Genomic DNA, 22,815 nt, shown 5'->3' on the forward strand with positions numbered 1-22,815 from the left:
GGAGACTGGCATGGACATTAATACATTTCGCGGTTTAGCCACAGTGTTTGCCTTTATCGCATTCATTAGCATATGCCTATGGGCTTACAGCAAGCAGCGTAAAAAAGACTTTGATGACGCCGCCAATTTACCCTTTGCCGATGACAAACCCTCATCAGACGGAGAATCTCAATGAGTCCTTTCTGGAGTGCATGGATAATAATCCTAACCACTATCTTTTTAATGGGTATCAGCTGGATACTACTGGCTAACCGTAAAACGCAAGACCGTGGCCCCGATGCCACTACCGGCCACGAGTACGACGGTATCGTTGAATACGACAACCCCATGCCCCTATGGTGGATACAAGCGTTTGTCCTCACTATTATTTTTGGCATAGGTTACCTCATTGCCTACCCCGGCATGGGTAACTGGCCCGGCGTATTGGGATGGACCTCTGTCGGCCAATGGCAGGAAGAAGTAGACCAAGCGGCAGAGCGCTACGACGACGTGTTTGCCGACTACTCAGCCACCCCTATTCCCGAGCTAGCGCAAGACCCTAAAGCCATGCGCATGGCGCAACGTATGTTTGCTAACAACTGTGCCGTTTGTCACGGTGCCGATGCAGGCGGCGGCTACGGCTTCCCTAACTTAACCGACACCGATTGGTTATACGGCGGCAGCCCTGAGCAAATCAAAACCACCATTACCCACGGCCGTAACGCCGCGATGCCTCAGTGGGGCAACGTCGTCGGCGATCAGGGTGTGCGTGAGATTAGCGCCTATGTATACAGTTTAAACGGCCGTGAGGCCGATGCAGGCTTAGCAGCCGAAGGTGGCAAAAAGTTTCAAATGTTTTGCTCTAGCTGCCACGGTAAAGATGCCAAGGGTAACTACGCTTTTGGTGCGCCTAACCTAAGTGACAGCGTCTGGTTATATGGCGGCTCTATGGGCCAAATTCAGCACACCTTACAAAACGGTCGCTCGGGCCACATGCCTGCGCACCAAGAGCTACTGAGTGCCGATAAAATCCATATGCTAAGTAGCTACGTGTGGAGCTTATCTAATCAGTAAGCAACAACACTTTAACAACATTTTTTAATTATTAGTTTGTTCAACGTTTGAGGTAATCATGACTAAGCAGCGCGATCCTGTTGAAGAGTTTCACCCCGCCGGGGTCGCCGAGTTAGACCTTTACCAAAAACGTGAAAAAATCTACACCCGAAAAATTGAAGGTTTCTACCAGAAGATTCGAGTGTACACGGGTTGGCCATTACTACTGCTCTATTTTATAGTGCCGTGGCTAACATGGAATGGTCACCCCGCTGTTTTATTCGACCTACCCGCCAGACAATTCCACGTCTTTTTTTGGACTTTCTGGCCACAAGATTTTTATTTATTGGCCGGCATTTTAATTATTGCCGCCTTTGCCTTGTTTACTGTCACCGCTTGGGTGGGACGTGTTTGGTGTGGCTACACCTGCCCGCAAACCGTTTGGACCGCTATTTTTATGTGGGCCGAACAAAAGTTTGAAGGCAGCCGCAACCAGCGTATCAAGCTAGACAACAAACCCATGCACTGGCAGAAGTTTTTCCGCAAACTGGCCAAGCACACGGTTTGGGTCAGCGTTTCTCTCGCTACCGGCGTCACCTTTGTTGGCTATTTCACCCCTATTTACGATTTAGTTTTTCTCTTAGATTACGGCCTATGGGGCTCGATGTGGATTACCTTTTTCACCTGCGCCACTTACATTAATGCCGGCTATATGCGCGAACAAGTGTGCATTTATATGTGCCCCTATGCGCGCTTTCAATCAGTAATGTTCGACAAAGACACGCTATTAGTATCCTACGATACCAAGCGTGGTGAACCCAGAGGCTCGCGTAAAAAAGACACTAACCTAGAACAAGAAAACTTAGGCGCCTGTGTCGATTGTAATATCTGCGTACAAGTTTGCCCCACCGGCATAGATATACGCGACGGCCTACAGGTGGAGTGTATTAACTGCGCCCTGTGTATAGACGGCTGTAATAGCGTGATGGATCAAATGGGTTATGAGCGTGGCCTGATACGCTACACCACCGAGCACGAATTAGAAGGCTATAAAGGCAACCGCTACCATCCGCGTTTTATCGCCTATGGCGTGGTCCTGCTGATTATGCTCACTGCCTTTGGCTACAGCCTGCTTACCCGCATCCCGCTGGAAGCTGACGTGGTGCGTGAACGCGGCAAGCTCTACCAACGCACCCCCACAGGCCATATAGAAAACATGTATGTGCTAAAAATCATGAATAAAGATCAACAGCCCCATACCTATAGTATTTCCTTTAGCGGCTTGGATCAGGCTGAACTTAAAGGTGATACTGAAAAAACCTTAGGCGCCGGTGAAATCCTCGAGTTACCAGTGCGTCTTAATATCGCCCCAGAGCAGCTACAGCGCTTAAACAGTACAATTTATTATCATATAAGGTCACTGGACGACCCCGACATTCACATGAGCATAGAAAGCCGCTTTATAGGCCCAGGAACTCCTTAATGAATAACAGTGATAACGGCAAGCAGCCAGCGCCTTGGTACCGACAGTTTTGGTTATGGTTTCTTGTTTTTTTCCCCGCGTTAGCGGTAGTGGCGGGCACCATCACCATTATTATTGCGGTAAAAAATGAAGACAGCCTAGTACGCGACGATTACTACAAAGCGGGGCTAGCCATTAACAGCGTCCTCGCCCATGATAAGTTTGCCAGCCAACATAATGTGCAAGGGGCGCTGCTCATAGACCCTCTCACCGGCGGCCTACAGCTGGAACTGCAAGGTGATTTAGAGACGCTACCTAACAGCCTACAACTAGACTTTATCCACCCCGCCGCGCAGCCGCTAGATTTTAGCGTGAGCCTACTCAAACGCCGTGACAACCTCTACTTGGGGCAGCTAGATCATAGCCTTAACAATCGCTGGTATTTACAACTCAGTGATAAACAGGCCGACACAGATAAAACCTGGCGTTTAAGCGCAGAACTTAACTTTGCCACCGATCATGGCGAGCGCATTAGCCTTAGTTTTGCCCCCTCGCTGTAAACCATGCCCACCTCCTCACCCGCTCACAGCACTGCCTGCTACCACTGCCAGTTACCTATCATGGCCGGTGATCGCTTTGCCTGTGAGTTAGACGGGGCCAGCCAAGGTTTTTGCTGCCCAGCGTGCATGGCCGTAGCTCAAACCATACACGCTGGTGGCATGGGCGCGTTCTACCGTTACCAACAAGCCGCCGAACAACGGCCACCACAAGCGCTGCTAGACGAAAAGTTTGCCGTTTTTGACCAAGCCGATTTTCAACAGCGTTTTGTTAAAACACAAGGCCAGCAGCGTGAAACCGAATTACTAATAGGCGGCATGCACTGCGCCGCCTGCGTGTGGCTGCTAGAAAAACAACTGGCACAACTCCGCGGCATGGTTAGCGTTTCGGTAAGCCTAGTGGCACAAAAGGCTATTATTGTTTGGCGCGATGAATTAACCCTAAGCGAAATTTGCCAGAGCATAGCGGCCATAGGCTACGAGCCCGAACCCTATCACCACGACCAATTGGTAGAATTGCAACAACGCGAACAACGCACCGCCCTACGCCGCCTTGGCGTAGCCGGCATAGGCATGATGCAGGTGGGCATGTTTGCCATCGCCCTCTACGCTGGCGACATGCAAGACATCAACATTGATAACCGCAATTTTATGCGGGTAATTAGTTTATTAGTGGCTACCGTGGTGGTGTTTTATTCTGCCCGCAGTTTTTTTATAGGCGCTTGGCAGGGACTTAAAAAAACCAAACCCGTTATGGATCTTCCTGTAGCCATCGCCATAGGCTTGGCTTACGGTGCCAGCATACGCGCCACCTTTAGCGGCAGCGGTGAAGTGTATTTTGACTCCGTCACCATGTTTACTTTTTTACTGCTAGCCGGCCGTTATGTAGAGATGCGCGCCCGCCATTATCACGGCCGCCTCAGCAGCCATTTGCAAAGTCTACTGCCCAGCACCGCCACCCGCATAAGCACCGTCAACGGCGAAAAAAACCTAACAGCCGTGCCCCTGTTTAACATACAGCAGGATGATGTCTTACTGATTAAGCCCGGCCACACCATACCCGCCGACGGTATTATTATTGAAGGCCAAAGCAGTATTAACGAAGCTCAGCTTACCGGTGAATTTACCCCGCTAAACAAAGGCCCAGGCGACGCTTTAATTGCCGGCACTATCAATGTCAGCAACCCCCTTAGCATGCGCGTCACCGCCACCGGTGCCAAATTACAATTAGAATCTATCGCCCAACTCATTAACCAGGGCCAACACAGCAAGCCCAAGCTGGCGATGCTAGCCGACAGGCTATCCCTGTATTTTATTAGCGCCGTACTATTCATCGCTGCGGCCACGTATTTTGTGTGGCTGAACATTGATGCCCAGCAGGCCTTTTGGATAAGCCTATCGGTATTAGTAGTGAGCTGCCCCTGCGCCTTATCACTGGCCACCCCCGCCGCGATTACCGCCGCCAGCCATCGCCTGCGCCAAGAAGGCGTGTTTGTCGCCAAGGCGCAGCTATGGGAAAGCCTGCCCGCCATACGGCACATCGTATTTGATAAAACCGGCACCCTCACTCAAGGCAAACTCAGCATAGAACAAACCCACTGCTGCACCGGCTACCAACGCGAACAGGTATTGCGCATCGCCGCACAATTAGAAAACTGCTCCGAGCACCCCATCGCCGCCGCCTTCAGCGCTTACAGCCACAGCCAAGCGCAACAAGTCCGCAGTACCCCTTACCAAGGTTTAGAAGGTGAGGTGGATGGCCAGCGCTATCGCATAGGCAAGGCCAGTTTTGGCGGGGAATTTTACGGCCAAACTGACGCCAGCCCACCGCAGCAGGCTGACGGCCAGTGGATACTGCTGAGCAACTCGCAAGGGCCCTGTGCCTGGTTTCAACTTGCAGATCCGCTGCGCAGCGACACCGCCAGCACCGTGCAACAACTCAAACAACAAGGCTTCACCCTGCATTTATTAAGCGGTGATAGTTCCGGCAGCGCCCAGCGGCTTAGCCAACAACTGGCGATGGACCATTGCATAGCCTCCGCCAGCCCCGCCGACAAATTACACTATATACAAGGCCTACAAAGCGAAGGGCCGGTGATGATGCTGGGGGACGGCATTAACGATATACCGGTACTGGCTGCTGCCGATGTTTCCGTGGCTATGGCCAACGCCCCCGACGTTGCCAAGACGCAAGCCGACTGTATTTTATTATCGGGGCACTTAAGCGGCGTACTCACCTTATACAGCATGGCGAAACGCACCCAACAGATTATTCGGCAAAATCTCAGCTGGGCCTTGCTGTACAATATCAGCATTATTCCCTTGGCGGCCTGTGGTTTAATACCGCCCTATTTAGCCGCCGTGGGTATGTCGTTAAGCTCCTTATTGGTATTGCTTAACGCCCTGCGACTACAAGGCCATCGCCTACCGGTTTAACTTTATGGATATTATTTACTTACTTATACCTATTGCCTTAATTTTTACCGCCATCGCGGTAAAACTGTTTTTTTGGGCGGTAGACAGCAAACAATTTGATGACCTAGATTCTGCCGGCCAGCAAATTTTGTTTGATGACCAGCCTAAAAAAAGCGACAGCAGCAAAACCGAAAACGATAACCATGACTGAGCTAACACTAACTATCAACACACTGTTTGCCGATCATCTATTTATAGGTTTGCTAAGCTCAGCATTTTTACTGGGCATTATGGGCAGCAGCCACTGCCTAGGCATGTGCGGCGGTATTAGTGCTGCCTTGGGCTTCCAACCCGGCCAAGGCTATGGCCGCATACTGGCCTATAACGTCGGCCGTATTAGCACCTACACCTTAATAGGTTTAATCGCTGGTATGGTGGGCGGCAGTATCACCCTAGCCCTACCACTATTGGGCCCGGTGTTAAGAACCTTAGCCGGATTATTATTAATCGCCATGGGTTTGTATATTGCGGGCTGGTGGATGGGGCTAACGCAACTGGAAAAAATCGGTGGCGGGCTGTGGCGCAAAGTGCAGCCCCTCACTCAAAAACTGCTGCCGATACACAGCAGCGGCCAAGCTTTACAGCTGGGTTTGCTATGGGGCTTATTACCCTGCGGGTTAATTTATTCAACCTTAAGCTGGGCGTTAGCCACAGCTAACGGCCTACAATCAGCGCTGTTAATGCTGGCCTTTGGCTTAGGCACCTTACCCTCTATGCTTATCAGCGGCTTGGCCGGTAAAAAAGTGTTGAGTTTTTTGCGACAACAAAAAATGCGCGCCATTGCCGCAGTGCTAATGATAGCTCTAGGTATTATTACCGCTGTAACACCTTGGCAACACGCGGGCCATCACCAACACGGCGGCCAGCAAGCAACGCCAACAACTATGGAACACGACCACAGTCATCATTAGCCGGTTTTTACAGGCACAAAATTACAGACACAAAAAAACCGGCCGCAGCCGGTTTTTTTAAGCACTTACTTTAGAATGCATACGATAAGCTGACGATTGTTTCAGTATCGGCATGCTTAGTTTCTATAGGCACCACGTCGGTATACTTCACTTTATAACTAAGTTTTAATGCCAAAGAGCTGTTAATTTTCACTTTCAACGCCGTTTCAGATTGGCTAATTGTATTCTCTTCACCAATTTCAGAAGACAACGATTGTAGAAAGTTAGCGTTATCGCTAATAGTCCAAGTATACAAAGTCGCGATACGAATTATGGCTTCATCCTGATCCTCTTCTAGTATCATCTCCGCAGGGTTAGCTTCTATTTTGCTAACCCTATAACCCACACCAGCCTCAAGATCCCAAACCATATTTTCGGCGCTAAGTAAATTGCGACCCAAACCGACTATCGCAGAGGCTTGGTAATCGTAGCCGCTAAAATGATCATCGGTATATGACAGCATGCCGAAATAATAGCTTTTTTCCGTAAAATTATAGCTGAGCTTATCGTAGGCATAATATTTTTCAGCAGTGCGTATATCATCTTTTACAGACGATAAACCTTCAGCATGGATAATATTTTTCCAGGCATTTTCTTTGCGAGTCAGGTGTACGCTACCACTGGTAGTGGTTTCTTCGGTGTTGCCTGATAAATTGATATAGCTAGCATCTATCTCGCCAGACCAGAGCTTTTCTTTTTTAGGTTGCTGAACGGTAACAGTTGCAGGCGCACAAGCCGCGTTTGCAACGGCCACCACAGCCTCACAACCCACACTTTCTGATTTAGTTTCGACAGCCGCCTCTTCAGCACTGGCTTGCATAGCCACAGCACTGGCTAGCGCCGCTGAGATAAAAACGATGTGGTTCTTGTTCATGGATTTACCCTATTTGCATCTCGTTATAATCAAAAACACCGCTCCAATTTAAGCTGCTATATAGTCATAACACTCAAATATATTATTAGCCCACATCAGTAAGGCCGCTTAAAAAACTCAGTTTTAGGAGCGTATTAAATAAAGAGAGCATGATAATCGACCGCTATTGTTATGTCGATGTAGCTACAAAAAATATCTGTATGCATTAACCCCCGCACACTATACCTAAAACGATAGCCAGAGCTATGGCCACAACCAAGCCGCCCCTCTTACGCCGCTGGCGTCACCATGGTGGGCAGGCTGCAATTGCGTGAGCACCTCATCGTTAAACACATACTCACCCCATAGCTGCGGGACTTGTTGATACAGACTGGGTGTTTTTGACATGCCGCCCCCTAAAACAATCACATCGGGGTCGACTATATTAATCACCAGCGCCAACGCCATAGCTAGTTGCTGCTGGTAATCAGCCAAAGCTTGCCCGGCAAGTTGATCGCCTTGCTCGGCCAACGTCACTATCTGATCTGCTGCTAACTGCCGCGAGCTAATACGCTTAAAAGTTTCCGTTAAACCCGGCCCCGACAAATAGGTTTCTATGCAATCACAGCGGCCGCAATAACAGACGCGACCCGCCAGCTCTGGTTTTATAGCCGCAGCCGGCAGAGGGTTATGCCCCCACTCACCCGCTATATGATTAGCGCCGGTAAGCAGCTGCTGCTTAACCACCAGGCCGCCACCCACACCGGTACCCAAAATCACCCCAAACACGACTGCAGCATTAACGGCGGCACCATCTACCGCCTCGCTTAAGGCAAAACAGTTAGCATCGTTAGCGATGCGCACAGGTCTGCCTAGCAGGACCTCTATATCGGCTTGCAGGTATTGGCCATTCAAACAGGTGGAGTTGCAGTTTTTCATGGCGCCAGTTAACGCCGAAGGGCTGCCCGGTGTGCCTAGCCCTACCGTACAGGTTTGTTGCAGCTCAGCTTCAGCCTGAGCAACCAAGGCTTTGATGCTGTTAAGGGTGGCCGCGTAATCCCCTTGTGGGGTGGCGACACGCTGGCAGAATACTTTTTGATGTAGGCTATCGAAGGCAGCCACTTCTATTTTGCTGCCGCCTAGGTCTATACCTATATGCATGACATTTACGCCCGACGTTAAACCCGAAGTTAAATCAGAGACGCTATAAAATGAGCTGTAATAGGGCGATAACGACCAGCCAACACATCACACTACGCGATAGCAGCCCTTGCACCGCGCTAATTTCACGCTCGCCCTGCGCTATGGCTTGGTCTTGTTCGCTGGATAAATCCGCTTGGTTATCGTCATATAAAGCAGCCATGGCACAGCTATCCAGTAATTCTGGCAATGGTTTATTATCGGTACCTTGGCTGACCAAGTACTGAGCCGTGGTTTCAAAGCGGCCAGTAAGGGCAAAAGCGCCTGCCAACAAACGCGCTGGCAGCCAATCTAAATAATGGGTAACTTGCAGTGCTTGTTGTTGCAATGTCTCGCTAGGTGCCTGCTCGCTATCGGCTGGCTGTGCTTGGGTCTGGGATGGCAACACCATACGCCCCGCTAAGTAACACAGCCTATAAGCTAAGGCGCCAGCTGGGCCTAACACTAAAAACCAAAACACCACCGCAAACCAGCGCTGATAACCTTCATACAACATAGCGGCACGCACCTTGTTGTGCAGAGTCTGGGGATTGTCTATGGCTTCATTTTGGCTAAAGTCGCCTATGGCGGTGGCTTTTTGATAGGCGGATTCAAAGTTGCCCGCCCGCCAGCTCATCAAGTAGTGATCTATAGCTTCGTTAAACTCACCACGGCCCAAGCTATACAGCAATACCCATACGTAGAGCACCAATGACAGTAAGCCCAATAAAACATCGTCTAGCAGTAAATCCAGCATGGCAACAGCCAGCAGCGGTAACACAACTACGAAGCTCAAACTGATCGCGGGGTTAGCGATTTTGTCGCTGACCAACTGCGCCCATTGCTGCAACCACGCGTCTTGATGCACAGACTTGAGCGAGCCCCATAATTGCAAAATAGCCAGCACTATCAAAACGGAAAAAAAGATCATGACAACTCCAATAATTGATAAAAATAAGGCCAATCAAAGGCCGGGCCGGGATCGGTTTTGCGACCGGGGGCAATTGTACTATGCCCCGTGATTCTGTCTTTAGTAATAGCCGGGTAATGAGCCTGTAAATAGCGACTCAGCTCGGCCAATTTTTCATATTGCGCCTGAGTATAGGCAATATCGTCGGCACCCTCTAGTTCTATCCCTACACTGTAGTCATTACAGTTGACTACGCCGGCGAAACTGGACTGGCCAGCATGCCAGGCGCGTTGATCAAAGGGTACAAATTGGCAGACTTCACCCGCTCTATTAATAAACAGATGGGCGGAAACCTGTACCCGCTCTAGGTCGTGGAAGCTGGGGTGGGCTTGGCAGTCTAGGCAATTGGTAAACAGCTGCTCTACGTAGGGGGTAGCAAACTCGCCGGCGGGCAAGCTGATATTGTGTATCACTAATAAGCTGATGGTTTGCGGGACGGGGCGGGCATTGTAGTTGGGCGATGGATTATGCCGGCAAGTGGCGGTTTCGGCCAGCCAATGGCCTTGGCATTTCGGTGTACTCAAGTGCAGCTCCCTGTTTTTATTGGGAGGAATCATACACCCTATTGCGCGCTATTCACCAGCACCGGCTATCGTAAGGCTTAACAGGCTAGCGCGAGAATTAACCCGTTGGCATGAGAGCTAACTTGTATGAGAGCTAAGAAGAACCCTGCGCTTTCATCTCGCGCAGGTTACCTATTACCGACTCTAGCGCTCTATCAAATAGCAGGCCATCGTCTAGCAGCGACACCTCGCCCTCATCCACAGCCTGTGCCAAGCCCGCTTTAGTGCGCTCAGCGACTTTAATTCCGGCGCGATTCACAAAGATATATTTGCCAGTGCCGCGAATAATGGCAGCCAAGCGGCAGCGCAGTTTAGAACCATCGTCTTGTACTATCTCCAGCCAATTGCCTACCGCCAACTGGTCTACGCGGTGATTGCTATGGGTAGCGACGGTATTGGCCGACTGCTCAGCCACGGCTGTGTCACTGTCTTCACCAAAACCTTCTAGGTCGTCCAACTCATCTAGCTCGGCCATCAATTTATCATTACTGGCACCGGCGGCTGATTGTTTTCTACCTTCTAACAGCTGATCTAGGGTTTGCTCACCACGGGCTTGAATGAGCTCGTCAGCACTGGTTGGCTGGGCTGGGCTTGGTACAGCCGCCGGCTCATCCACTATAGGTAATTCGGCCCCAAGCTCGACGTCTGTGTTAACGCTAGGCGCTGGCTCATCAGCCTCGCTAGCTTGCGGCGACAAGGTCGGTATGTTTTGCGCCGCCTCGGCCAGAGGTTGTTTTAATTGGGCTAGGTGTATATTTTCCAGCTCGTCAAACAAACTGTTCATTTCAAAGGGATTAAAGGCGACTTGGGTTAGCCCTTTACGCAGAGCGTTGAGTAATCCGGGTATTAGCTGTAGTAAGCGCTTACGGTCATCACTGGCGCTCATGGCCGACACGCTCCACAATAAGTCATCAACTACCTGCACGGCCTCGGTCCATGCGTGGCTATCCTGCCCCTCTTTGAGACTGATAAGAAACAGTACGTTGCTCCAAGCATCTTGCAGTAGCGTCATGATCGCGGGTGGTAGATCGACGCCCTGTAATTTATCTTGCAGCAGTTGTTTAACCGCGGCTCTAGCTAGCTCTGACTTGGCCTTGCCGTCTTCGGCATCTAGCGTGCGCTGTTCAATGAGGCTGGCGCGACGACGCTCCAACTCTAAAAAGGCGGTAAAGTCTGCCAAAATATCGTCAAACAACTCGGTATCATTATCAAAACCTTCCAGCAAATTGTCGACGATGGCGCCTATTTTTTTATAGAGCGGGTCGCGTTCCAGCTGCTGAGGCTCCTGCCAACCTAACGCGGCGGTGGCCATGGCATTGAGCAGTTTGCGGGCGGGATGACCGCCGCGGCTAAAAAAGCTTTTATCCTGCATCGCTATACGCACTATCGGTATTTGCATGCGCGATAATTGTGTTTTGATGGGGGCGGCGAGGTTTCTATCCTCTAATACAAATTGAAATAGCATGGACACGAGGTTAATGGTGTCGTCATCCACTTGCCCTATGCTGAGGGCTTGGCCAGGCATGCGCTCCATACATAAACTGTTTAACGCTTGCTGTATATCCAATTGCACCGCGGCGCTATTCTCTGCAGCCTGATGCGCGACTTGATGCTGTACCAGCTGCAGCAACGCCATTAAGCTATCATGCGGTATTTGTGGGGCTTCGCCGGTCGCTTGCAAACCTATCGCCTGTTGATTAGCGTTGGCGTGGGGCGCTGCCTTTAATAAGGCCTGCAAATGACTAAACACCTCGCTGGCGCTGTTATTAACCGCGCTAGCTTTGGCCACACCGCCGGTTAGATTGGCAGCACTGGCGTCAGCCAAAACCCCTGATTGAATCAAGTAGCTATTGCAGGCGCTGTAAACCGCGCCCAAGCCCTCTATCACATAGCGATCAAATAATTTAAACAGGACTAGCTTGGTGTTGATGTCCGTCTCGAGGGTTTCGCAAGCAGCCACAAAGGCCTTACAAATAACGGTGGGGCCCAAAGGGTTGGTTTCGGCGCTGAGCGTTTGCTGCTCACCCAGTAAAGCATTTAAGCGCGCCATTATCAGCGCTAAGGGTTCCATAAAGGCTTTTTCGGCTTTGTTCACTAAGGAGCTGCTGGCCATAAGCTCTTCTAGCTGATCATGCGCTACCAAGCTAAGTTCAGCGGCGCTGATTTCATCCTCGCTGCTAGTTTGCGGGCTGGCACTCACTACCGCATAAAACGCCTCATCGATAGTTTTTAAAAAGGTCAGCTCCATGCCGCGGCGCTTCAACCTCACTTCGCGCATGGACTCAAAATACATATTTTGTGCGGCGTTGCTGTCAGCTTTGTCGGCCATTTCAAACAGGGCGTCGTCTACATGATCAAATAAGGCCTGCAACAAAGGCATGCAGCTTTGCTGCGCGCGCTCTTTGATATCGACAAAAACAGCAGGCAGTCGCACCTGCATATAGGCACTATCTATATAGCCGCTATCTATAGCCACAACCTTTGCCTTGTTTTTTGATGTTAAGCCAAAATTAGCCATTACTACCCTCGTGATACCGCACTCCCCCCATCCTTAGAGACAAGAAAAAACCTTATCAACAAGGCATCGGGGTAAAGCTCAATAAATTAGTCTTACTTTGATAGTATAAGATTTAAACCAGAGCAGCCGCCCCTTTATACGATATCGAGAACCTGATCACAGATACTCCCTATATCGCTATAAACCCTAGTACAATTAGTTATTAAAGCACAGGGATACGCCCGCTATTAATGTAAACAGCTTAGGTCTATGAATCAGCAATCCTCCCACAGTAAATTAGGCACAGGCATGTACATCATGGCCTGGGTCATCATCATTGCACTACTGGGCGCGGGGTTTCAGCAATGGTATGAGGATCAATACAACCCCAATCAACAACCTGACAGCCAATACCAACAAGGGCTTAGGGAAGTCATACTCAAACCCAACCACCAGCATCACTACCTAGTCAGCGGCACGATTAACCAGCAGGCCGTGGTGTTTTTATTAGATACCGGTGCCACCCACGTTGCCGTGCCTAGCAGCCTAGCCCAACGTCTGCAATTAAAACGGGGACGACAGCAGCAGGTAACCACCGCCAATGGCATAGCTACCGCCTATAGCACCGAAATCAACAAGCTCAGTTTTGGCAACATCACCCTGCGCAATGTTAAAGCCAGCATTAACCCCGGCATGAATGGCGATGTTATTTTGTTGGGCATGAGTGCTCTAAAACAATTAGAATTTAGCCAAAAAGGTGATCTGCTAATACTGCGGCAGTAAACCTAAGCTGCTAGAATAGTTAACCTTTACTCGCGAAGCATAAACACTGTTATGAGCCTACCGCATTACGCCCAGCACGATTTAACCAGCACCGTACGCCACGCCTTAGCAGAAGATATAGGCGACGGCGATATTACCGCGCAACTCATCCCCGCTGCTGAGCAAGCACTAGCCCGTGTTATCACCCGCGAACAAGCCATTATTTGCGGCCAGGCCTGGGTAGACGAGGTGTTCAAACAAGTAGACCCCAGCGTTACCGTTGACTGGAAAGTGAGCGACGGCGAACTCGCCCAACCCGATCAAGTGTTATTTGAATTAAGCGGTTCTGCTAGAAGCCTACTCACCGGTGAGCGCGCCGCCCTCAACTTTTTACAGCTGTTGTCAGGCACCGCTACCACCTGTAAGCATTACGCCGATATAGTCGCGGGCACCACCGTAAAACTCTTAGACACCCGCAAAACCATACCCGGCCTGCGCAACGCCCAAAAATACGCCGTGACCCAGGGCGGTTGCTTTAACCACCGCATAGGCCTATACGACGCCTTTTTAATTAAAGAAAACCACATCGCAGCCTGCGGCGGCATCAACAACGCCGTTAACACCGCCAAGCAACAAGCCCCAGGCAAGCTGGTAGAAATAGAAGTCGAAAGCCTAGAAGAGTTAAAACTAGCCTTAGATGCAGGCGCCGATATCGTCATGCTGGACAACTTTACTTTAGCCATGATGCGTGACAGTGTGGCGCTAACCAATGGCAAAGCTAAACTAGAAGCCTCGGGCAATGTGACTGATGAAACCTTACTGCCCATTGCCGAGACTGGGGTGGATTATATTTCTATTGGGGGTTTGACTAAGCATTGTCGGGCTGTTGATTTGTCTATGCGGTTTGTTTAATAAACCCGCCATGCCCCGAAAGACTGACAATGTTATTACCTACGCAGCCTTGCTGCGCTAGACATCATCAGAGAAATACCAACCGTAACCATTATCTACATTCCGAAGGTGACAACTGAGCAGGTAATGTTCCAACTGTACCGACAGCAAAAACAGAACCCGCAGAGCGGCATCGCCAATTGATAACGCCATTTGCTGGCGTAAACACCACAGTAGCATCAGGCAACAGTGCTGGCGTATTTACTCCTCCCGCAAACGGTGTTAAATATAGAATTTGCCCTACAGCTGTGCCCACTCGCGCTGTGTATATTATTGCCAGCTCACCTGTTGCTGGATTAATAGTCACATTAGACACGTTAACCGTATCTGTAAATACTGGCGCATTTGCACTATATCCCGCTGCAGAAAAACGTCCGTTGGCGTGAATTTCCGATACATTTATTTTGAATGGAACAACCAAAACTAGCCCCTCTGCGGCACGAGTCCGCCTAGTATAATCTTGATATGCAGGCAAAGCAGTTGCGGCCAAAATACCAATTATAGCAATAACTATCATCAACTCGATTAATGTAAAGCCTCTGTAATGATTAACGCTCATACCCACCTCCACTCGACCCCATTTATAACACCAACAACAATGAATATTAGCTGCCATCAGCATTCACTCTATTAAACTATCAAGACTCATCATATGGATTAACGGCGATATACGATGCTCGCTCCAAGTCTTTATCCATATATATTTCAACCCAAACGCCAAACCGGTGTTTAATGGGTAGCCAGCTATACTCCATATTCGCCACTTCTTTAAACAACGCACCCTCACCCAATTTACTCTTAACAATTTCTTTTAACCTAGCGGATGCATACGCCGCAGCTATAACCTCATCGTTGCCGCAAGGACGATAATATTTAGGATAATGTTGAATATCTTTCCCTTCTACTGCCGAAAATAACAATTCACTTTTTTCGTCTTTATCTGTTGGCGCGTCAACACATACTCTTTTATATCCCGACCAACTCAACCGCGAATATTCAGTATATTTCGCAGCCTTTAAATCCACCTCATCAATTTCAACGGCTGCTATCACCTCTATGCGGTCTTTAACAAACACTAAATAAACAGGCCGTGACAAAGCAACCGCATACAAACCATAAATCAACGCGGCTAATTGAATAGACAACACAATCGCATAATCTCTAAACAGCTCTTTTTTCGGCTTGGCGGGGTTATATATCACCAGAGAAATTACCGGCCCCAATAACACCTCACACATAGCTACAAATAAAAACAGTTCTAGGCCTCCGAGCATGCTAGAAAACTCACCGGGATACCAAACATAAAACACTAACACCGCGGCACAAGAAACCACCAGCACAGATGCCAGTAGATGCAACAACGCCGCTTTAAGCTTTACTTTCAACACAATCAACTCTCAAATTTTAAGTACAAAAAAGGCGCCGAAGCGCCTTTACATACTAAAAGATAACTATATTAACGACACTCAGAAGGAGCCAAGTTAGCTGGTAAAGTACCGGCTGTACCTACACCAAATACCGAATTTAAAGCACGACATCTCCAACCAATATTACCTGCGGCAGGGGTAAAAGCAGCAGTTCCCACAGGCAAGGCTACCGGAGCCGCAACACCACCAGAGTAAGGCACTAAGATAATAGTTTGAGCGGCCGCATTACCTACACGCGCAGTAAACGTTACCGTCACATCACCAGTAGCCTCAGTAATAGCAATACCCGCAACATTATCAGTCGCATTAAACGCAGGTGAGTTTGCACTATAACCAGTCACTGCCGTCCAAGCGCCATTGGCATGTAGATCTACTACATGTAATTTAAATGAACTAGCAAGTGCTAAACCTTCACTTACGCGGCTACGCTTAGTGTAGTCTTGGTAGGCAGGTAAAGCCGTTGCCGCCAAAATACCGATGATCGCAATAACAATCATTAATTCAATTAGGGTAAAACCCTGTTGTATTTTCTTCATTGTGTTTCTCCTAAGATAACATTTACTTTATTGAGATCAGCTGACCTCATTAAAACTTTTCAGTGCCTTTCACCACTTGAGCATTTACAATTCAAGTCGCGTGCCAACTACGCAAAGCCGCACTATCAGAACTAAAAACTAGTTGAAAAATAAGGGATTACAAGCAAAAACTGGAGTTTTGTTTAAATTATAGTAGCCTTATCAACAACCATGCTTTAATGGGCTTTTGTTTCAAAAACAACAACATTGTGACACTTTTTGTCAGCAACAATACCTAAACACAACACAAACACGTTTAAAGTAGATAATAATATGAACACCCAAGCACCTATTGCGTTAAACGGTTTAGCCAGGCGGCTAGTTAGAGACGGCGCCCTAAGCGAAGAGATAGCCCAAAAGGCGCAGCAAGAGGCGGCCAAAGAGAAGCTCCATTTTGTTAGCCACCTAGTTACCAATAACTATTTGGATAGCGCCACCATAGCCGAGGCCGCCGCCGATGAATTTGGCGCGCCCTTATTTGACCTCTCCGCTTTTAATAAAGAGGTTATCCCCAGGGAGCTAATCGACATCAAACTGGTGCAAAAACACCACTCGCTACCGCTGTTTAGACGCGGCAATCGCCTATTTATTGCCGTATCCGACCCCACCAATCTGCGCGCCCTGGACGAAATCAAGTTTCACACCGGCATTAATACCGATGCGGTATTGGTTAATGAAGAGCTGTTAGCCAAGGCCCTACACGACTTTATAGAAGCCAACGATGAGCCCCTAGGCGGCTTGGGCGACCTCGATGATGCAGGCCTGGAAGACCTAGACATAGAAGCCGTGGACGAAGCTGGTGGCAAAGACGATAAAGCCGGTGACGGCGCTGATGAAACTCCCATCGTGCGCTTTGTTAACAAAGTACTTATCGATGCCATTAAAAGCGGCGCCTCCGATATACACTTTGAGCCTTACGAAAAAAGCTACCGGGTACGTTTTCGAACTGACGGCATATTACAAGAAGTCGCCCGCCCGCCCATGTCTTTAGCCGGTAGGCTATCATCACGCTTAAAGGTTATGTCGCAAATGGATATCTCTGAGCGCCGCCTGCCTCAGGATGGCCGTATTAAAATGCGATTATCCAAAAAGCGCGCCATCGATTTTCGGGTTAACACCCTGCCCTGCCTATTCGGCGAAAAAGTGGTGCTGCGTATCTTAGACCCCAGTAGCGCGCAGATGGGTATAGATGCGCTGGGCTATGAGCCAGAGCAGAAAGAGCTGTATATGCAGGCGCTCAACCAGCCACAGGGCATGATTTTGGTAACCGGCCCTACCGGCAGTGGTAAAACCGTATCGCTATATACCGGCCTCAATATATTGAATCAGCCCGAGCGTAATATATCCACCGCCGAAGACCCGGTGGAAATCAACTTAGAGGGCATTAACCAGTGCCATGTTAACCCCAAGGTGGGGCTCACCTTCGCCGAAGCGCTGCGCTCCTTCCTGCGCCAAGATCCCGACATTATTATGGTAGGCGAGATCCGTGATTTGGAAACTGCCGAAATCTCCATTAAAGCGGCGCAAACCGGCCATATGGTTATGTCTACCCTGCACACCAATAGCGCCGCTGAAACCATTACCCGTTTGATGAATATGGGGGTAGCTGCCTTCAATATCGCCACCTCGGTTAATTTAATCATTGCACAGCGGCTAGGTCGCCGTTTATGCTCCCACTGCGCAGAACCTACCGAAATACCTAGAGAAGTGTTATTAGACGAAGGCTTCCTAGAAAGTGACTTGGAAGATATTACCCTAATGAAAGCCGTAGGCTGCGACAAATGCACCAATGGCTATAAAGGTCGTGTCGGGATTTATGAAGTCGTTCGCATTACTCCCGCCCTGTCTCAGATTATTATGGACGGCGGCAACTCTATAGAAATTGATAAAATTGCTAGAAAGGAAGGCTTTAATGACCTGCGGCGCTCGGCCTTACTAAAAGCCGCTCAAGGTTTAACCAGCTTAGAAGAAGTTAACCGCGTCACCAAGGATTAATCGATGGCAACCACAATAAAAACCAGTACCTTTATCTATAAAGGCACCAATAAACAAGGTAAAGAGGTTAACGGCCAAATACAGGGCTCTAACCAAACCATGGTTAAAGCCCAGTTGCGCAAGCAGGGGGTGATAGCCAAATCGGTTAAGAAAAAATCCAAGCCCCTGTTTAGTGCTGGCAAAAAAATAAGCCCTGCCGATGTCGCCATCTTTACCCGTCAGCTTGCTACTATGATGAAGGCCGGTGTACCGCTGGTGCAGAGCTTCGACATAGTTGCTGAGGGTTTAGACAACCCCTCTATGCGCGACTTGGTGCTAGAAATCAAAAACGATGTTGCCTCCGGCTCTGGCTTTGCCCCCTCTATCGCCAAACATCCCAAGTATTTTGATGAGCTATTTTGTAGCCTGATAGCCTCAGGTGAACAATCCGGCACCCTGGAAACCATGCTGGATAGGGTAGCTACCTATAAAGAAAAATCGGAAGCCTTAAAAGCCAAAATTAAAAAGGCCATGACCTACCCTATTGCTATTTTGGTGATTGCCTTAGTGGTTACCGCATTACTGTTAATTAAGGTTATCCCACAATTTGCTCAATCATTTGAAAGTTTCGGGGCTGATTTACCTGCTTTCACCAAAATGGTTATGGGGCTATCCGACTTTGTCATCGCATGGTGGATGATTATTCTGGTAGGCATTATAGGCTCGGTATTTACTTTAAAAGAGGCTATTAAACGCTCGGAAGCCGTATCGTATGCTGCCGACAAAATCATCTTAAAAATCCCCATAATCGGCGATATTATTTTCAACTCTATTATCGCCCGCTTTGCCCGTACCCTATCAACCACTTTTGCTGCCGGCGTACCTTTAGTCGACGCACTAGAGGCGGTAGCCGGCACCGCTGGCAATGTTATCTACAAAGATGCCATTATCAAAATTAAAGATGAAGTCACCACCGGCACGCAATTAAATCAAGCTATACGCGCTTCCGGACTATTCCCCAGTATGGTGTTGCAAATGGTGGCCATAGGTGAGGAGTCCGGCGCTCTAGACACCATGCTAGAAAAAGTAGCCACCCATTTTGAAGATATAGTCGACAATATGGTGGACGGTATGACAGCCTTACTCGAACCCATCATCATGGCTATTTTAGGTGTGCTGATAGGTGGTTTGATGATAGCCATGTACCTACCCATATTCATGCTAGGTGCCGCAATCTAAACTATGCAAACACTCATAGAGTTATACCCCTTCTACCCCGCGTTATTGATCAGCGGGGTAGTTATTTTAGGGCTACTAGTAGGTAGCTTTCTCAATGTGGTGATATACCGCTTGCCGGTGATGATGGAAAAAGAATGGCAGTCGGAGTGCCGCTATATTCTTGAATTGGCGGAAGTTGGTGCAGATGAAAAACCCGAAAAGTTTAATCTCGCTTTTCCTAACTCCCACTGCCCCAACTGCAAAAAAGAAATTAAGCCCTGGCAAAATATCCCTGTCATCAGCTACCTGCTGCTAAAAGGTAAATGCGCCCGCTGCCAAAACCCCATATCTTTACGCTACCCCATTATAGAGGCCGTTAGCGGCTTATTATCGGGCATACTAATTTGGCAGTTGGGTATGGGTTACGAGTTAGTAGCCGCGCTATTACTAACTTGGGCCTTAATCGCCCTCACCATGATAGATGCCGACACCCAGCTATTGCCCGATCAAATCACTCTACCTTTATTATGGTTGGGCCTGATCTGCAACGCCTTTGGCCTTTATACCAGCTTAGAAAACGCACTCTGGGGAGCAGTTTTTGGTTACTTAAGCCTATGGACTGTGTACTGGGTCTTTAAGCTATTAACCGGCAAAGAAGGCATGGGCTTTGGTGATTTTAAATTACTGGCAGCACTGGGCGCGTGGATGGGTTGGCAGAGCCTGCCTATCATTATCTTGCTGTCATCACTGGTGGGCGCGATTATTGGTATTGCATTAATGCTACTCAATAATAAAGGCCGCGACACTGCCATACCCTTTGGCCCTTACTTAGCCATCGCCGGCTGGATAGCCTTTTTGTGGGGCGACCACATCACCCGCAGCTATTTACAGTTTGCCGGCCTGCAGTAAAAGTGAGTACATCGCGCCCGTTAATCATTGGCCTGACTGGCGGCATAGGTAGCGGCAAAACCGCTGCCAGCGATTATTTTAAGCAGCTGGGCATAGATATTGTTGATGCGGATGAAGTGGCGCGGCTCGTCGTCGCCAAGGGCAGCCCCGCCTTGGCGCGTATCAGTGAGCATTTTGGCAGCAGCATTTTACGTCCTGATGGCGAACTCAATCGCGCTCAATTACGCGATATTATTTTTCAAAGCCCCGAACAAAAAACCTGGCTAGAGCAACTACTACACCCGCTAATTCGCTTAAACATCACAGAGCAATTAGCCAACGTTAGCAGCCCCTATACTCTCTTTGTATCGCCTTTATTATTAGAAACCGATCAACAACAACTCTGTGATCGCATACTAGTGATTGACGTACCTGTCGCCTTGCAACTAGAGCGTGCCAGTAACCGCGACAATAACAACCGCGAACAAATACAGCGCATTATCGACAGCCAAACCTCTAGGCAAGAGCGCCTAAAACTTGCCGACGATGTGATCGATAACAGCGAGGATGTTGCCGCACTGCAGCAAAAAATTGCTACACTACACACCGAGTATTTAACCCTTAGCCCGCAACTGTAAAGCCATCACCATGACTAATGCACTGACAATAGAATGCCCCAGCTGTAAACGTAAACTACAGTGGGATACTAATAACCCCTACCGCCCCTTTTGCGCACAGAGCTGCAAAGATAAAGATTTTGTGGCCTGGGCCAATGAGGAAAATTTGATAGGCGGTAATTCGGTGTATGACGATTTATTATCCGGTGACTTGCCGCCACAGGATTAGCGCTTAGCTAAGCGACTGTAACACCGCATCAATAATAGGCGTATTCGCCTTGGGGAAATCAAAATCCGTAAGCTCAGCTGCAGCCACCCATTTAAGTGGCTGGCCTTCACGCCCTACTGGCTCGCCACTAAACGCAGTCACCCACCACACATCTAAATGCACCGTTTTATCGCCGTAATCGTGGTGTATTTGGGTTAAAGCCTGAAAGCGCTGGGCATTAATGCCTAACTCCTCTTCCAGCTCTCTAATCAGCGCCTGCTGCACGCTCTCGTTAGCTTCCACCTTACCGCCGGGAAACTCCCACAAGCCGCCCTGATGGCTGCTGTCGTGGCGTAACGCAATAAGAATTTGCTGTTGGGCGTTAACGATAACGCCCACCGCAACATGCACTGGCTGGCTCATACTGGCAAGCTAGCTGCGGTAATCGGCATTGATACGCACATAGTCGTACGACAAGTCCGTCGTCCACACCGTGCTGTGTTGCTCGCCTCGCGCTAAATCTATCGTGATAGTGATTTCTTCTTTATCCATTACCGCCTGCCCCTGCTCTTCGGTATAGCTGGCAGCACGGCAGCCATGTTCGGCAATTAACACCTCATTCAATTGCACGCTGACGTTATTAACATCAAGATTTTCAACGCCGGCGCGGCCTATGGCGGCCAGTAAACGGCCCCAGTTTGGGTCGCTGGCAAATAGCGCTGTCTTCACCAAAGGCGATTCCGCCACGGTAAACGCCACCGCCAAGGTTTCTTGTTCGGTTTTACCGCCGACAACCTTAACCGTCACGAATTTACTGGCGCCTTCACCATCGCGCACCAAACCTTGTGCTAATTCTATAAAGACACTGCAAATCGCATCCATCAAAGGTTGATACAAAGCATCTTCTTCACTATTGAGTGGAGCCAATGCAGCTTTGCCAGTAGCCACTAAGATGCAGGCATCATTAGTGGAGGTGTCGCCATCGATGGTGATGCGGTTAAAGGATAGGTTGCTGGCTTCTAGCACCATTTTATTTAATAGGGCTTGGTCTACGGCAGCATCGGTGGCGATATAACCTAGCATGGTCGCCATATTTGGCTTGATCATGCCCGCGCCCTTGGCAATGCCGGTGACGTTAACCGTAGCGCCAGCCAATTCAAATTGGCGCGAGGCGGCTTTTGGACGGGTATCGGTAGTCATAATACCTTCGGCAGCCGCCACCCAATTATCAGGTTTTAAATCGGCTATCGCCTGAGGAATCGCCTTCGCTATTTTACTTACGTCTAATAATTCGCCAATCACGCCGGTAGAAAAGGGTAAAACCTGCTCTGGGATAACACCCGCTTGCTCCGCCAAGAAGACGCAGCACTGCTCGCTGTCGGTAACACCCTGCGCGCCGGTACCGGCATTTGCATTGCCGGTATTGACTAATAGATAGCGTGACGCTTCTGCTGCGATGTGACGTTTGGCCACTTGTACTGGTGCCGCACAAAAGGCATTTTGGGTAAACACGCCCGCGACACTGGCACCGGCACAAATTTCCATTACTACTAGGTCGCGGCGGCCGGGCGTTTTAATACCGGCACTGGCTATACCTAAACGAAAACCTTCAACATCGTGTAACTCTGGCAAGTTTCCAGACCCAACAGCCATTTTC

24 protein-coding genes are annotated in these 22,815 nt (G+C 49.2%); 14 read left to right on the top strand and 10 right to left on the bottom strand.

Features of this window, described 5'->3' with window-relative positions:
- The first annotated feature begins 10 nt into the window (after positions 1 to 10).
- From B067_RS0116650 to B067_RS0116680, 7 genes are read left to right on the top strand one after another with little or no spacing between them, the layout of a single operon-like run.
- Positions 11 to 175 (top strand): CcoQ/FixQ family Cbb3-type cytochrome c oxidase assembly chaperone, encoded by a 165-nt coding sequence (locus B067_RS0116650; RefSeq protein WP_019531222.1) that lies wholly within the window; start codon positions 11 to 13, stop codon positions 173 to 175.
- Positions 172 to 1,053, top strand: a complete 882-nt coding sequence (ccoP, locus tag B067_RS0116655) for a cytochrome-c oxidase, cbb3-type subunit III (RefSeq protein WP_026244737.1) — start codon at positions 172 to 174, stop codon at positions 1,051 to 1,053. The genes B067_RS0116650 and ccoP overlap by 4 nt, the downstream gene beginning before the upstream one ends.
- Positions 1,054 to 1,111: 58 nt before the next feature.
- Entirely contained in the window at positions 1,112 to 2,515 is a 1,404-nt protein-coding gene (gene ccoG, locus B067_RS0116660; protein WP_019531224.1) for a cytochrome c oxidase accessory protein CcoG, read from the top strand.
- Entirely contained in the window at positions 2,515 to 3,054 is a 540-nt protein-coding gene (locus B067_RS20760) for a FixH family protein (RefSeq protein ID WP_019531225.1), read from the top strand. The genes ccoG and B067_RS20760 overlap by 1 nt, the downstream gene beginning before the upstream one ends.
- A 3-nt stretch (positions 3,055 to 3,057) precedes the next feature.
- Positions 3,058 to 5,487 (top strand): heavy metal translocating P-type ATPase, encoded by a 2,430-nt coding sequence (locus B067_RS20765; protein ID WP_019531226.1) that lies wholly within the window; start codon positions 3,058 to 3,060, stop codon positions 5,485 to 5,487.
- 4 nt (positions 5,488 to 5,491) lie between these two features.
- Complete coding sequence (gene ccoS / locus B067_RS0116675; RefSeq protein ID WP_019531227.1) at positions 5,492 to 5,677, top strand: cbb3-type cytochrome oxidase assembly protein CcoS; 186 nt, start codon at positions 5,492 to 5,494, stop codon at positions 5,675 to 5,677.
- Positions 5,670 to 6,437, top strand: a complete 768-nt coding sequence (locus tag B067_RS0116680) for a sulfite exporter TauE/SafE family protein (RefSeq protein WP_019531228.1) — start codon at positions 5,670 to 5,672, stop codon at positions 6,435 to 6,437. The genes ccoS and B067_RS0116680 overlap by 8 nt, the downstream gene beginning before the upstream one ends.
- A 70-nt stretch (positions 6,438 to 6,507) precedes the next feature.
- Here B067_RS0116680 and B067_RS0116685 read toward each other — a convergent pair whose 3' ends face one another.
- From B067_RS0116685 to B067_RS0116705, 5 genes are all read right to left on the bottom strand, one after another.
- A complete protein-coding gene (locus B067_RS0116685) occupies positions 6,508 to 7,350 on the bottom strand; it encodes a DUF481 domain-containing protein (RefSeq protein ID WP_019531229.1) in 843 nt (280 codons plus the stop codon).
- Between the two features lie 243 nt (positions 7,351 to 7,593).
- Positions 7,594 to 8,490, bottom strand: a complete 897-nt coding sequence (locus tag B067_RS0116690; RefSeq protein WP_019531230.1) for an ROK family protein — start codon at positions 8,488 to 8,490, stop codon at positions 7,594 to 7,596.
- Between the two features lie 43 nt (positions 8,491 to 8,533).
- Positions 8,534 to 9,439 carry a regulatory signaling modulator protein AmpE gene (gene ampE / locus B067_RS21455; RefSeq protein ID WP_019531231.1) on the bottom strand — a complete coding sequence of 302 codons (906 nt, stop codon included), beginning with the start codon at positions 9,437 to 9,439 and terminating at the stop codon, positions 8,534 to 8,536.
- Complete coding sequence (gene ampD / locus B067_RS0116700) at positions 9,436 to 10,035, bottom strand: 1,6-anhydro-N-acetylmuramyl-L-alanine amidase AmpD (protein WP_019531232.1); 600 nt, start codon at positions 10,033 to 10,035, stop codon at positions 9,436 to 9,438. The genes ampE and ampD overlap by 4 nt, the downstream gene beginning before the upstream one ends.
- A gap of 100 nt (positions 10,036 to 10,135) precedes the next feature.
- Positions 10,136 to 12,517 (bottom strand): DUF1631 domain-containing protein, encoded by a 2,382-nt coding sequence (locus tag B067_RS0116705; RefSeq protein WP_169335591.1) that lies wholly within the window; start codon positions 12,515 to 12,517, stop codon positions 10,136 to 10,138.
- Positions 12,518 to 12,808: 291 nt separating this feature from the next.
- Here B067_RS0116705 and B067_RS0116710 point away from each other — a divergent pair, with 291 nt between their 5' ends.
- Together B067_RS0116710 and nadC are read left to right on the top strand one after the other, a co-directional pair.
- Positions 12,809 to 13,321, top strand: a complete 513-nt coding sequence (locus B067_RS0116710; protein ID WP_019531234.1) for a retropepsin-like aspartic protease family protein — start codon at positions 12,809 to 12,811, stop codon at positions 13,319 to 13,321.
- Positions 13,322 to 13,372: 51 nt separating this feature from the next.
- On the top strand, positions 13,373 to 14,212 hold the full coding sequence (nadC, locus tag B067_RS0116715; protein WP_019531235.1) for a carboxylating nicotinate-nucleotide diphosphorylase: 840 nt from the start codon (positions 13,373 to 13,375) through the stop codon (positions 14,210 to 14,212).
- 91 nt (positions 14,213 to 14,303) lie between these two features.
- Here the strand turns inward: nadC and B067_RS0116720 are convergent, their stop codons facing one another.
- The 3 genes from B067_RS0116720 to B067_RS0116730 all read right to left on the bottom strand — a co-directional run bounded on the left by B067_RS0116720 (position 14,304) and on the right by B067_RS0116730 (position 16,214).
- Positions 14,304 to 14,810 (bottom strand): pilin, encoded by a 507-nt coding sequence (locus tag B067_RS0116720; RefSeq protein ID WP_026244740.1) that lies wholly within the window; start codon positions 14,808 to 14,810, stop codon positions 14,304 to 14,306.
- A gap of 79 nt (positions 14,811 to 14,889) precedes the next feature.
- Positions 14,890 to 15,639 (bottom strand): hypothetical protein, encoded by a 750-nt coding sequence (locus tag B067_RS21460; protein WP_019531237.1) that lies wholly within the window; start codon positions 15,637 to 15,639, stop codon positions 14,890 to 14,892.
- Between the two features lie 68 nt (positions 15,640 to 15,707).
- A complete protein-coding gene (locus B067_RS0116730) occupies positions 15,708 to 16,214 on the bottom strand; it encodes a pilin (RefSeq protein ID WP_019531238.1) in 507 nt (168 codons plus the stop codon).
- Positions 16,215 to 16,526: 312 nt separating this feature from the next.
- Here B067_RS0116730 and pilB point away from each other — a divergent pair, with 312 nt between their 5' ends.
- The 5 genes from pilB to yacG are packed head-to-tail and all read left to right on the top strand — an operon-like array spanning position 16,527 to position 21,179.
- Positions 16,527 to 18,248 carry a type IV-A pilus assembly ATPase PilB gene (gene pilB / locus B067_RS0116735; protein WP_019531239.1) on the top strand — a complete coding sequence of 574 codons (1,722 nt, stop codon included), beginning with the start codon at positions 16,527 to 16,529 and terminating at the stop codon, positions 18,246 to 18,248.
- A 3-nt stretch (positions 18,249 to 18,251) separates the two neighbouring features.
- Entirely contained in the window at positions 18,252 to 19,466 is a 1,215-nt protein-coding gene (locus tag B067_RS0116740) for a type II secretion system F family protein (RefSeq protein WP_019531240.1), read from the top strand.
- A gap of 3 nt (positions 19,467 to 19,469) precedes the next feature.
- Positions 19,470 to 20,354, top strand: a complete 885-nt coding sequence (locus B067_RS0116745; RefSeq protein WP_019531241.1) for a prepilin peptidase — start codon at positions 19,470 to 19,472, stop codon at positions 20,352 to 20,354.
- Between the two features lie 2 nt (positions 20,355 to 20,356).
- A complete protein-coding gene (coaE, locus tag B067_RS0116750) occupies positions 20,357 to 20,971 on the top strand; it encodes a dephospho-CoA kinase (protein WP_019531242.1) in 615 nt (204 codons plus the stop codon).
- A gap of 10 nt (positions 20,972 to 20,981) precedes the next feature.
- Entirely contained in the window at positions 20,982 to 21,179 is a 198-nt protein-coding gene (gene yacG / locus B067_RS0116755) for a DNA gyrase inhibitor YacG (protein ID WP_019531243.1), read from the top strand.
- A gap of 3 nt (positions 21,180 to 21,182) precedes the next feature.
- On the opposite strand, the gene mutT is transcribed toward yacG, so the two are convergent.
- Together mutT and argJ are read right to left on the bottom strand one after the other, a co-directional pair.
- Positions 21,183 to 21,581 carry an 8-oxo-dGTP diphosphatase MutT gene (mutT, locus tag B067_RS0116760; protein ID WP_019531244.1) on the bottom strand — a complete coding sequence of 133 codons (399 nt, stop codon included), beginning with the start codon at positions 21,579 to 21,581 and terminating at the stop codon, positions 21,183 to 21,185.
- A 9-nt stretch (positions 21,582 to 21,590) separates the two neighbouring features.
- Complete coding sequence (gene argJ / locus B067_RS0116765) at positions 21,591 to 22,811, bottom strand: bifunctional glutamate N-acetyltransferase/amino-acid acetyltransferase ArgJ (protein ID WP_019531245.1); 1,221 nt, start codon at positions 22,809 to 22,811, stop codon at positions 21,591 to 21,593.
- Positions 22,812 to 22,815 lie beyond the last annotated feature (4 nt).

Source organism: Dasania marina DSM 21967, from assembly GCF_000373485.1.
Classification (GTDB): domain Bacteria; phylum Pseudomonadota; class Gammaproteobacteria; order Pseudomonadales; family Dasaniaceae; genus Dasania; species Dasania marina.

Excerpts from the sequence above, each read along its gene's own strand:
- B067_RS0116740 (WP_019531240.1), top strand. The coding sequence starts at position 18,252 with ATGGCAACCACAATAAAAACCAGTACCTTTATCTATAAAGGCACCAAT.
- B067_RS0116690 (WP_019531230.1), bottom strand. The coding sequence starts at position 8,490 with ATGCATATAGGTATAGACCTAGGCGGCAGCAAAATAGAAGTGGCTGCC.
- B067_RS0116730 (WP_019531238.1), bottom strand. The coding sequence starts at position 16,214 with ATGAAGAAAATACAACAGGGTTTTACCCTAATTGAATTAATGATTGTT.
- ampE (WP_019531231.1), bottom strand. The coding sequence starts at position 9,439 with ATGATCTTTTTTTCCGTTTTGATAGTGCTGGCTATTTTGCAATTATGG.
- pilB (WP_019531239.1), top strand. The coding sequence starts at position 16,527 with ATGAACACCCAAGCACCTATTGCGTTAAACGGTTTAGCCAGGCGGCTA.
- ccoS (WP_019531227.1), top strand. The coding sequence starts at position 5,492 with ATGGATATTATTTACTTACTTATACCTATTGCCTTAATTTTTACCGCC.
- argJ (WP_019531245.1), bottom strand. The coding sequence starts at position 22,811 with ATGGCTGTTGGGTCTGGAAACTTGCCAGAGTTACACGATGTTGAAGGT.
- mutT (WP_019531244.1), bottom strand. The coding sequence starts at position 21,581 with ATGAGCCAGCCAGTGCATGTTGCGGTGGGCGTTATCGTTAACGCCCAA.
- B067_RS0116680 (WP_019531228.1), top strand. The coding sequence starts at position 5,670 with ATGACTGAGCTAACACTAACTATCAACACACTGTTTGCCGATCATCTA.
- B067_RS20760 (WP_019531225.1), top strand. The coding sequence starts at position 2,515 with ATGAATAACAGTGATAACGGCAAGCAGCCAGCGCCTTGGTACCGACAG.
- yacG (WP_019531243.1), top strand. The coding sequence starts at position 20,982 with ATGACTAATGCACTGACAATAGAATGCCCCAGCTGTAAACGTAAACTA.
- ccoP (WP_026244737.1), top strand. The coding sequence starts at position 172 with ATGAGTCCTTTCTGGAGTGCATGGATAATAATCCTAACCACTATCTTT.
- B067_RS0116710 (WP_019531234.1), top strand. The coding sequence starts at position 12,809 with ATGAATCAGCAATCCTCCCACAGTAAATTAGGCACAGGCATGTACATC.
- nadC (WP_019531235.1), top strand. The coding sequence starts at position 13,373 with ATGAGCCTACCGCATTACGCCCAGCACGATTTAACCAGCACCGTACGC.
- B067_RS0116745 (WP_019531241.1), top strand. The coding sequence starts at position 19,470 with ATGCAAACACTCATAGAGTTATACCCCTTCTACCCCGCGTTATTGATC.
- ccoG (WP_019531224.1), top strand. The coding sequence starts at position 1,112 with ATGACTAAGCAGCGCGATCCTGTTGAAGAGTTTCACCCCGCCGGGGTC.
- B067_RS20765 (WP_019531226.1), top strand. The coding sequence starts at position 3,058 with ATGCCCACCTCCTCACCCGCTCACAGCACTGCCTGCTACCACTGCCAG.
- B067_RS0116685 (WP_019531229.1), bottom strand. The coding sequence starts at position 7,350 with ATGAACAAGAACCACATCGTTTTTATCTCAGCGGCGCTAGCCAGTGCT.
- B067_RS0116720 (WP_026244740.1), bottom strand. The coding sequence starts at position 14,810 with ATGAGCGTTAATCATTACAGAGGCTTTACATTAATCGAGTTGATGATA.
- B067_RS0116650 (WP_019531222.1), top strand. The coding sequence starts at position 11 with ATGGACATTAATACATTTCGCGGTTTAGCCACAGTGTTTGCCTTTATC.
- ampD (WP_019531232.1), bottom strand. The coding sequence starts at position 10,035 with ATGATTCCTCCCAATAAAAACAGGGAGCTGCACTTGAGTACACCGAAA.